The 11,012-nt window shown below is 48.1% G+C and carries 9 protein-coding genes; 7 read left to right on the forward strand and 2 right to left on the reverse strand.

Going from position 1 to position 11,012, the window contains the following annotated elements; translation table 11 throughout:
* Nucleotides 1-118: 118 nt before the first annotated feature.
* A complete protein-coding gene (locus FHW36_RS20835; RefSeq protein WP_186452543.1) occupies nt 119-1,513 on the forward strand; it encodes a Gfo/Idh/MocA family protein in 1,395 nt (464 codons plus the stop codon).
* Between the two features lie 76 nt (nt 1,514-1,589).
* Here the strand turns inward: FHW36_RS20835 and galK are convergent, their stop codons facing one another.
* Nucleotides 1,590-2,753: a galactokinase gene (galK, locus tag FHW36_RS20840; protein ID WP_145671518.1), complete on the reverse strand. Its 1,164-nt coding sequence runs from the start codon at nt 2,751-2,753 to the stop codon at nt 1,590-1,592.
* Nucleotides 2,754-2,928: 175 nt separating this feature from the next.
* Nucleotides 2,929-4,248 (reverse strand): sugar MFS transporter, encoded by a 1,320-nt coding sequence (locus FHW36_RS20845; RefSeq protein WP_145671519.1) that lies wholly within the window; start codon nt 4,246-4,248, stop codon nt 2,929-2,931.
* Between the two features lie 197 nt (nt 4,249-4,445).
* On the opposite strand from FHW36_RS20845, the gene FHW36_RS30765 reads away from it, so the two are divergent.
* From FHW36_RS30765 to FHW36_RS20880, 6 genes are all read left to right on the forward strand, one after another.
* The gene (locus tag FHW36_RS30765; RefSeq protein WP_222429137.1) at nt 4,446-6,362 is read left to right on the forward strand and encodes an MFS transporter; all 1,917 of its coding nucleotides are present in this window, start codon (nt 4,446-4,448) and stop codon (nt 6,360-6,362) included.
* Entirely contained in the window at nt 6,334-7,299 is a 966-nt protein-coding gene (locus FHW36_RS20860; protein ID WP_145671520.1) for an ROK family protein, read from the forward strand. The genes FHW36_RS30765 and FHW36_RS20860 overlap by 29 nt, the downstream gene beginning before the upstream one ends.
* 45 nt (nt 7,300-7,344) lie before the next feature.
* Nucleotides 7,345-8,400, forward strand: a complete 1,056-nt coding sequence (locus FHW36_RS20865; protein ID WP_145671521.1) for a N(4)-(beta-N-acetylglucosaminyl)-L-asparaginase — start codon at nt 7,345-7,347, stop codon at nt 8,398-8,400.
* Nucleotides 8,401-8,462: 62 nt separating this feature from the next.
* Nucleotides 8,463-9,218, forward strand: a complete 756-nt coding sequence (locus FHW36_RS20870) for a copper homeostasis protein CutC (RefSeq protein ID WP_145671522.1) — start codon at nt 8,463-8,465, stop codon at nt 9,216-9,218.
* Nucleotides 9,219-9,327: 109 nt separating this feature from the next.
* Nucleotides 9,328-10,212 carry an alkaline phosphatase gene (locus tag FHW36_RS20875; RefSeq protein WP_186452544.1) on the forward strand — a complete coding sequence of 295 codons (885 nt, stop codon included), beginning with the start codon at nt 9,328-9,330 and terminating at the stop codon, nt 10,210-10,212.
* A 7-nt stretch (nt 10,213-10,219) separates the two neighbouring features.
* Complete coding sequence (locus tag FHW36_RS20880; protein WP_145671524.1) at nt 10,220-10,990, forward strand: endonuclease/exonuclease/phosphatase family protein; 771 nt, start codon at nt 10,220-10,222, stop codon at nt 10,988-10,990.
* Nucleotides 10,991-11,012 lie beyond the last annotated feature (22 nt).

The following is an 11,012-nucleotide window of genomic DNA, read 5'->3' on the forward strand; positions in this document are numbered from 1 at the left end:
CTACCGTTTATCACAAAAATGTAAGAATATTGTGGGTAGGGATAGCATAGATAAAGCAATTTTTATAAATTTAGTCCCTCCTTAACGTATTAATGTATACGCTGATAAACTTTGAACAATGATTAAACAACCACTGCATCGCAGAAGCTTCCTGAAGAACACAGTAGCTGCAGGCGTAGGTCTCTCTATGCTCGGCTCTTCAGCCAAATTATTTGCCAATGAGAAGAAACCCAAAGTAAGAATCGGTGTTATTGGCGTGGGCGCACGCGGACTGGGTCACCTGAATTTCTTCCTTCACCGTGAAGATGCGGAAGTAATTGCTTTCGCAGATCCAGATACGGCATTCACTGTTCCGAAGGCAAAAGCCATGATCGAAAAAGCCTACGGCACTAAAAAGAAAGTAGCAGAATACACCAACGGTCCGGAAGATTTCCGCAACCTGCTGAAACGCGATGATATCGACGCAGTGGTGATTGCTACCCCCTGGGAATGGCACTCTATCATGGCTATCGCCGCTATGAAAGCCGGTAAAACACCTGCGGTGGAAGTGTGTGGCGCCTCCGATATCCAGGAATGCTGGGAACTGGTAAATACCAGTGAACAAACCGGTATCCCCGTATTTGGTATGGAAAACGTGTGCTATCGCAGAGACGTTATGGCCGTACTGAACATGGTACGCCAGGGTTTATTCGGTGAACTCATTCACCTGCAAGGCGGTTACCAGCACGACTTACGCGGCGTGAAATTCAACAACGGCAAACAATATTATGGCGGTGGGGTGGAATTCGGTGAAAAAGCACTGTCTGAAGCCAAATGGAGAACCAACCACTCTGTACACCGTAACGGTGACCTGTACCCTTCCCATGGTCTGGGCCCGATCAACAACATGATCAATATTAACCGCGGTAACCGTTTGCTGTCGCTCACTTCTGTGGCTACCAAATCACGCGGTTTACATAAATATATCGTTGACAACGGTGGCGAAAGCCATCCTAATGCCAAAGTAGAGTTTAAACTGGGCGATATCGTATCTACCCTGATTAAAACCAACAATGGCGAAACCATCATGTTATCGCACGACACCAACTCCCCGCGACCTTACTCCCTGAACTTCCGTGTACAGGGTACTAATGGCCTGTGGATGGACGACCAGCAGTCTGTTTACATCGAGAAGAAAAGTAAATACGACGAATGGGAAAAAACCGGCGATTTCAAAGATGCTGAAAGCTACTTTGGCAAATATGACCACCCGCTGTGGAAGAAATATGCCAACGACGCAGCAGGCGCTGGTCACGGTGGTATGGACTGGTTTGTACTCAACTCCTTCCTGGAGTGTGTAAAACGCGGTGCACCATATCCACTGGACGTATACGACATGGCTACCTGGTACGCCATCACGCCATTGAGCGAACAATCTGTGGCAGAAAGCGGTAGCGTACAATTCATTCCTGACTTCACCCGTGGTCGCTGGATGAACAGAACACCGATTTTTGCACTGGACGATCAGTACTAAAAGCGTATACCGCATAAAACGAAAGCAGCGAATGAACCTGGTTCATTCGCTGCTTTCATTTTATATTACCTTATGCTTAGGCTTCTGCTGCCACGGCAGCTCCTACCGTTACGCCATCTTCAATAGTGGTTATATATACTTCCGGCGTTTTGCCATATTGCTTTTCGTAGGCCGATTGCACATAAGCCACGAAATCGTCCACCTGGTCGGCTTTTACCAGGTTGATGGTACAACCGCCAAAGCCTCCACCCATTACACGGGCGCCGGCTACTTCTTTTCTTTGCTTTGCCAGCGATACCAGGAAGTCGAGCTCAGGGCAGCTTACCTCGTATAATTTGCTCAGTCCTTCGTGGGTAGCATACATCAGCGTACCAAACTGCTGCAGGTCGCCCTGTTTCAATAAGGTAGTGGCATCCTGTACCCGCTGTATTTCAGCAATCACATAGGCGCAGCGATCGTATACTTTAGGCGGCAACTGCCCCTGCACTTCGTTGAGCATAGCCATGGAGGCATCGCGCAGGGATTTCACCTCCGGGTGGCCTACCTGTATAGCTTTTACGCCCTCTTCACATTGCTGGCGGCGGACATTATATTCTGAGGAAGCCAGGGAGTGATGTACCATGGAGTTACACAGCACAATTTTATAATCAGGGAAATTAAACGGGAAATATTCAAAGGAAAGGCTGCGGCAGTCCAGGCGCATTACCTGGTTCTTTTTACCATGCAGGTTGGCAAACTGGTCCATGATACCACATTTCACACCAGGAAAGGTATGTTCTGCCTTCTGACCGATGAGCGCCATATCCATCCTTCCCAGCTCATAACCGAACAGGTGGTCCAGCGCGGCTACCAGGCCACCTTCCACCGCAGCGGAGGAAGACATGCCCGCTCCTACCGGGATATCGCCTGCTACCACGCAGTCAAATCCCTGTACGGGTAATCCACGTTCCTGTAATTGGTATACTACTCCCATGAGATAGTTAATCCATCCTGGCGTAGGCTTTACATCATCCAGCGAAAAAGACACGGTTTCATTCATGAATACCGCATGGGCATTACATTGCCGGGTATTATTGAGTGCAATAGCGTAGACTATTTTCTTGTCGATAGCTGCTGGTAAAACAAAACCATCATTGTAATCAGTATGCTCTCCTATCAGATTGATTCTTCCTGGGGAAACAACCATTAACGGCTCTTTTTCAAATAAGTGGATAAACTGCTCCCTCGTGTTCTGTATCATTCAAAAAATATTAAACGTAAAATTTACACCTAAAAATATAAATAATGATTCAGAAAAAAAAGCAAAAAGCATAAAGGATAAAGTAAAAAGCTATTGAGGCGAATGACCAGGGGATTTTAATCCGCCAGGGTCATTCGCCTCAATAGCTTTTTGCTTTATGTTTGCGCCTTCGGCGCTATTTACCAATCTTATCTCCTACTAAGGCATAGAAGAGAATGTAGATATAGCAGGGCACCATGCAGTACAGGAAGGCGTGTCTGAAGTCGATGCTGGCACTGTACAGGAAACTGAACATGCTGTGCTGATCGAACATACCGCTATATATCTGTGGAATCACGCCACCACCGGCAATACCCATGATCAGCAGGGCGGAACCGATTTTGGTAAAGCGGCCCAGACCATCGATCGCCATAGGGAAAATGGCAGGCCACATCAGGGCGTTGGCCAAACCCAGCAAGGCAATAAAGGTTACTGCGGAAAAACCGGTGGTAAAATAAGCGGCAGTGGTAAACAGTACACCCAATATGGCAGAAATCTGTAATCCTTTTTTACCGCTGAGGTATTTCGGAATAGTGGCAATACCGATCACATAGCCTACCAGCATGGCTACCAGGGTAAAGGTGGTGAAGTATTTCGTATCGTCTACACTCATACCCAGTGATTTACCATATTGACCGATTACATCGCCGGCCATTACTTCCACCCCTACATATACAAAGATGCAGAGCACACCCAGTACCAGCTGCGGAAACTGGAATACGCTGGTTTTGCCGGTAGTTGCAGCTGCAGTGGACTCATCTTCTGTGTTGGTATCAATTTCAGGTAAGGAAGAACGTTTGAGCAGGAAAGCCAGGATGGTTAATACGATGGCGATAGCTACGTATGGCCCGATAACGCGGGAAGCCAGGCTGTCCAGTAAGGCATTTTTCTGTGCCGCATCTACAGCAGCTTTGATATCAGCTTCCAGTTTCTCAGCTCCTTTTAATACGATAGAACTGAGGATCAATGGCGCTAATGCACCGGCGCTTTTATTACAGATCCCCAGGATACTGATACGTTTGGCAGCGCTTTCTTTAGGTCCGATGATACTGGCGTAAGGATTGGAAGCGGTTTGCAGTAAGGATAATCCGGCTCCCTGGATAAATAACCCGGTCAGGAACATACCAAAACTACGGGCATTGGCAGCAGGGATAAACACCAGTGACCCAATGGCTATAATCAGGAGTCCTAAGGCCATCCCGTTCTTAAATCCTGTTTTGTTCAGGATCATAGAAGAAGGAATAGAGAGGAAGAAATAGGCCATGTAAAAGGCCATGGTTACCAGGAGCGCCTGCGATACATTCAATTCACACACTATCTGGAAAAACTGGATCAGGGTGCCATTGAGCCAGGTAACAAACCCGAATACGAAGAACAATATGCCGATGATGGCCATTGATTGCGCATACCCGGCCTGCTTGGAAGGTACGTTCATTGTTACTGTTTGGTTGGACATAATCTGTCTGAATTATTTTTTTTGATAAGCACGAACATAGTCAAACTTCTCCTATATTTCTTGTATATTTCGCAAATATTTTTGCTAAAACGTTTTACCTGAATAGTAAATTGCAAGAATTATTTTACTTTTTAAAAAATTTTAAAAAAATAATTATACATTTATCCGGCAAAATTTCACTGTAACTTAACACGTTTATGACTCAGCAATCAAAACAAAGCGCACAAAGTACTCATCCTTCGTTCTTTGTGCTTATTCTGGTTTTCTTTTTCTGGGGATTTCTGGCTGCGTCCAACAGTATCTTTATCCCTTTTTGCAAATCGCACTTTAACCTTACCCAACTGGAGTCTCAACTGATCGACTTCTCTTTTTACAGCGCCTACTTTATCGGCTCCCTGATCCTATACCTGGCATCTACAGCGAGAAAAGTGGATATCCTGAATAAGATCGGGTATAAAAAAGGTATTATCTACGGTTTATTGATCTCTGTACTGGGATCAGTGATCATGATTCCATGTGTCAACAAAGAAAAGATAGTTCCCATTAAGGAAACCATCACAGACATCAACGGTTTCCAGGTAGATCAACAGTTACAGACTTCTGACCGCCAGGTGAAAATCCGCCGCGAGAAGGAGGCCGACACTTACTCCCTGCTGATCAGCAGCAATGAATCAGCGGAGAAGTATACTTCCAATACCCAGCTGGCTTCCGCAGTTTCCGGAGGCTTCACCAAAGACGATGAGCATCACCAGTATAAGGCTACCTTCACCAAAGCCAACCTGGAAAAGGTGATCACCGTACTGGATACAGACTATAAACAAACAGTTACTTTCGGTTATTTTGCCCTGATCCTCATGGCCCTGTTTATCGTGGCTTTAGGATTTTCCCTGCAGCAAACAGCTGCCAACCCATTTGCCATCCTGCTCGGCGACCCTGCCAAAGGTGCGCATCGTCTGAACCTCGCTGGTGGTATCAACTCATTCGGTACTACCATCGGGCCCATTATCGTGAGCATGTTGCTCTTCGGTAACATTAAAGGCGGAGAAGTAAGTACAGATATCAGCAAGATCAACACCTTGTACTTCCTGCTGATTGCCCTGTTCCTGATTGCCGCGGCTATCTTTGCTTTTGTGAAGATGCCGGAAAGCCAGGACACGGAAGCGTTTGAGTCTTCGCCTAAAGCTACCAGATCATTACTGGGTATCACTTTCATGTTCATCCTGATCCTGATGGGATTGGTACTGAAATTTGAATTGCCGCTCTTTATCGCCGGCATCGTAGGTATCATCGGTATCCTGTTCTATACTAAAATATCATCTGCCAACAACAGTGAAGGCTGGGGCGCCATGAAATACCCTCAGCTGATCCTGGGTATGCTGGCCATATTCATTTATGTAGGGGTAGAAGTAACCATTGCCAGTAACCTCGGCGCCTTGCTGAAACATCCGGGCTTCCTTACTGAAAAAGGACTGGCAGAATCAGAACTGGATCCTTACGTTTCCCTGTTCTGGGGCAGTATGATGATCGGCCGCTGGACCGGCGCCATCAGCGTATTCAACGTTTCCAAAACCGTACGCAACATATTATGTGTCATCGTTCCGTTTGTGGCATACGGTGTAATTCTTGGCGCCAACAGCATTAAAGGCAACGACATCACCGTATTATTCCCTTATGCCATCTGTATCGTAGTACAGATTATCGGCTTCTTCGCGGGACAGGATAAACCTGCCAAAACCCTGATGGTCTTCGGTCTGCTGGGTGTGGCCTCTATCCTCATCGGTTTATTCACTTCCGGTCAGCTGGCTACTTTCGCCTTCATCAGTGGCGGATTATTCTGCTCTGTGATGTGGCCCAGCATCTTCGCCCTGTCTATCGCAGGTCTTGGTAAATACACCGGTCAGGGCTCTGCCTTCCTGGTAATGATGATTCTTGGTGGATCACTGGTACCTCCGGTACAGGGTGGTCTGGCAGATATTTCAAGCATTGGTATTCACGCCTCTTACATTATCCCGGCGCTGTGCTTTGCTTATCTCGCGTTCTTCGCATTTAGAGTTAAAACCATTTTAAAATCTCAAGGAATTGATTATGAGTCAGCAGTTAGCGGTGGGCATTGATATTGGCGGCACTAACACCAAATTTGGAATTGTAGATCGCAGGGGAAATATTTTATGTGATGGTCGTATGTTGACCAACCAGCATGAAGAAGTATCTTGCTTTCTCGATGAATTACACGGACACCTGGCTACGCTGATTGAGCAGGTGGGAGGTATTGAAAATATAAAAGGTATCGGCGTAGGTGCCCCCAATGGCAACTACTATACCGGTAATATTGAATATGCGCCAAACCTGCGCTGGAAAGGGGTAGTTCCTTTAGCCAGTTTGCTGGAACAGAAATTTGGCCTGCCTACCGTACTCACCAACGACGCTAATGCTGCTGCTTTGGGAGAACTGATTTATGGCGCCGCAAGGGGCATGAAAGACTTTATCGTGATCACGCTGGGTACCGGCGTAGGTAGCGGTATCGTTGCCAACGGGCAGCTGATTTATGGTCATGATGGTTTTGCAGGGGAACTGGGTCACTGTATCGTGCTTCCAGGAGGCCGCTACCACCCGGGTACCGGTGCACACGGTTCGCTGGAAGCCTACGCTTCCGCTACCGGTGTTACCAACACCGCCATTGAGTTCCTGGCTACCCGCCCGGACACTCCCAGCCTGATGCGCGAACATACCAAAGAGGAAATCAACTCCAAACTCATCTATGAAGCTGCCATGAAAGGCGATCCGCTGGCCATGGAAGTATATGAGTTCACCGGTAAAATACTGGGTGAAGCCCTCGCCAACTTCGTGATGTTCTCCAGCCCTGAAGCCATCGTACTCTTCGGCGGCCTCACCAAAGCGGGCGACCTGATCATGAAACCTGTGCGGGAACATATGGAAAAGAACCTGCTCCCCATATTCCAGAATAAAGTTAAATTGCTGTTCTCTGAACTGAGAGAAAGCGATGCAGCTATCCTGGGCGCCAGCGCACTGGCATGGGAAATGAAAGACTAGCTGCCGCCACAGTGTTGCAAGCTAAACGCATATAAAATGCTTTTTATGAAAGATAGAAGATCATTCCTGAAAACAGCGGCCCTTGGCGCCGCTGTTTTCTCTTTGGATGGAGTAACGGGAACGCCTGCACGTTCACAGGGGAAAAATAAAATCGTGAAGGGAAAGCCCATTGTGGTATCCACCTGGGATTTTGGACGTGCCGCCAACGCCGCTGCCTGGGAAATCCTGAAAAAAGGAGGACGCGCCCTCGACGCAGTGGAAGCAGGTGTCAGAGTACCCGAAGCCGATCCCAATAACCACACCGTAGGCTATTCCGGCTATCCCGACCGCGATGGCCGCGTAACCCTCGATGCCTGCATCATGGACGAACACGGCAACTGCGGCTCCGTAGGCGCCCTCGAACATGTTACCCACGCCATTTCCGTAGCCCGCATGGTGATGGAAAAAACGCCGCATGTAATGCTCGTAGGCGATGGCGCCCTGCAGTTTGCATTGGCCAACGGCTTTCAGAAAGAAAACCTGCTCACGCCGGAATCTGAAAAAGCATGGAAGGAATGGCTCAAAACATCAGAATATAAACCGGTTATCAACATAGAAAATAAGTCATACACACCCACCAACGGCGCTACCGCATTCAATCCGCTGATGCTGCCAGGGAATGTGTATAACCACGATACCATTGGCATGGTAGCCATGGACGCCGAAGGCAATCTCTCCGGCGCCTGTACCACCAGCGGTATGGCCTTCAAACTGCACGGCCGCCTGGGAGATTCTCCCATCATCGGCGCCGGCCTCTATGTGGATAATGAAGTAGGCGCTGCTACCAGCACCGGTGTTGGGGAAGAAGTGATTAAAATTGTAGGCAGCCACCTGGTCGTAGAACTGATGCGCCAGGGTTATCCACCGGAAAAAGCCTGCAAGGAAGCAGTAGAACGTATTGTGAAAAGAAGCCCTTCCAAAGCAAAAGAAATCCAGGTAGGTTTCCTCGCCCTCAATAAAAAAGGCGAACACGGTGCCTATTGTCTGCAAAAAGGATTCAACTACGCCGCTTGCACCAGCGATACCAGCAATATTTTAATTGATGGTAAACACTATTTCTAGCAATTCATTACGGGCCATCAGTCGCTGGTAGCGGCTGATGGCTATTTCCTAAAAACGATCATATGGCTTTTACCCTCGAAATATGCGCCGCATCTCTAGCGAGCTGCATCGCTGCAGCTGAAGGAGGCGCTAACCGTATAGAACTATGCGACAACCTGCTGGAAGGCGGCACCACCCCCAGCTATGCGACCATTGCACTGGCCAGGGAAAAAGTAAAAATAGATCTCTACCCGATTATACGCCCACGCGGCGGCGACTTCCTCTACTCCGACCTGGAGTTTGAAGTCATGAAAAAAGATATTGAGTTATGCAAACAACTGGGCTGTAATGGTGTAGTAATCGGCATCCTGCTACCCAACGGACGGGTAGACCAGGAAAGATGCCGCATACTCACACAACTCGCATGGCCTATGGGCGTTACCTTTCACCGCGCATTCGACATGACCGACAACCCGTTTGAAGCACTGGAAGATATTATCTCCATTGGCTGCGAACGTATCCTCACCTCCGGCGCCCGCAATACAGCAGTAGAAGGCGCTGCTCTCCTCAAAGACCTGCTGGAACGCGCCAACGACCGCATCGCCATCATGGCCGGTTCCGGCGTACGCGCTACCAATATTGCACAACTCATCCAAACCACCGGTATTACCGAATTCCACACCACCGCCAAAGCCTACGAAGAAAGTAAAATGGTGTACAGAAATCCCAATGTAAGCATGGGCGGCATTCCCGGCGTTCCGGAATACGGTATCTCCGTTACCCAGAAAAAAGAAGTCGCACTAATCCGTGAAATTGGCGAAAAAACATTATTATCTTAGCCCTCATTGTTTAGCTGACTATCCTGTTTTTAACTGGTTGTATCTGAAACCCGTATTTATTAATTATAAGCTGGCAGCCACGGGCTGACCACAAAAAGTGAACAACGAAATGAAAAGACTAATCATTGCAACGGGCTTGTTGCTTGGCGGATTTTTTGCGCAAGCCCAAATCAAAGGGGTAAAACATGTCATCCTGATTGGCATGGATGGCTTTGGGGCATACTGTTTTCCAAAGGTCGACAACCCCAACATGAAACAAATGATGCAGGATGGCGCATGGACGCTTCAGGCCCGCAGTGTACTACCTTCTTCCAGTGCGGTAAACTGGGCTTCCATGGTGATGGGCGCAGGCCCCGAATTACACGGCTACACCGAATGGGATAGTAAAAAACCGGAACTGCCCTCCCGGGAACTCGACCAGTATGGGATGTTCCCCTCTATCTACACCCTGTTGCGGGAACAAAAACCCTCATCAGAGATCGGTGTCATCTATAGCTGGAGCGGAATCGGATATCTCTTCCCAAAAGCAGCCGTAAACAAGGATATGGCCTGCCATGATAACGATAGCCTGGCAACAGCGGCAGCTATTACGTATATTAAAGAAAAGAAACCGGACTTCCTGTTCGTCCACCTGGATGAACCGGATCATACCGGGCATAATATCGGTCATAATATTCTGCCTTACTTTGACCAGGTACACAAAAACGATGTGCTGCTGGGACAAATATTACAGGCGGTGAAAGATGCCGGCATGTGGGACAATACCATCATCCTGCTCACTGCCGATCATGGTGGTATCAACAAAGGACACGGTGGCAAAACGATGGAAGAAATGCAGGTTCCCTGGATCATCCGCGGACCCGGCATCGCTAAAAATAAAGAAATTAAAAGCAGTGTAATGACCTATGACACTGCGGCTACGCTCGCCTGGATCTTCGGTTTAAAAACACCGCAGGTATGGACGGGCAAACCAGTAAAGGAAGCCTTTAAATAACAATGCTATGAAAAAAATGCTGCTGAGTACTTTGGTATGTTTTACCAGTTTCACACTTTTTGCACAGGTACAAAAAGTGAAAGTATTGACCTACAACATTCACCATGCGGAAAACATGAAGCAGGTGTTGGACGTACAGGGCATCGCCAACGTAATACTGGCCACCAATCCCGACCTGGTGGCACTACAGGAAGTAGACAGTGTTACCGGTCGTACCCACCAGTCAGATCAGCTTAAGGAACTGGCTTCTATTACGGGCATGTATACCTATTTCGTGAAAGCGCTGGACTTCGATGGCGGCGGGTATGGCACCGGTATCCTTTCCCGGTATCCCATCAACAGCAGCACTACCCTACCATTACCTTCCACCAAAGGCAATGAGCCCCGGGCAGCCGGCATTGTTACCGTGAAATTACCTGGCAACGACAGCACCCTGTGCTTCGTCACCACCCATCTCGATGCAGGAAAGCGTGCCACTGATCGTATTGCACAAGCCAATGCGCTGGCCACCTATTTCAAAGAAACCGCTACTCCCGTGATTATGGCGGGCGACTTCAATGCGCTCCCTACTGCTAAGGAGATAGGGGTACTCAAAGAAGTATTTGCCGACGCTACCGCACAGATGGGACCTACCTTCCCATCGGATACACCGAAGATCAAAATAGATTATATCATGACAGCACCCAAACACAAATGGACCGTAGTGGCCGCACGTATTATCGAAGAAACCGTGGCTTCCGATCACCGGCCCGTACTCTGTGAACTGGAACTGAAATAATAGAAAAAATAATCCATTATAT

This window comes from Chitinophaga polysaccharea (assembly GCF_007829335.1).
Taxonomy (GTDB): domain Bacteria; phylum Bacteroidota; class Bacteroidia; order Chitinophagales; family Chitinophagaceae; genus Chitinophaga; species Chitinophaga polysaccharea_B.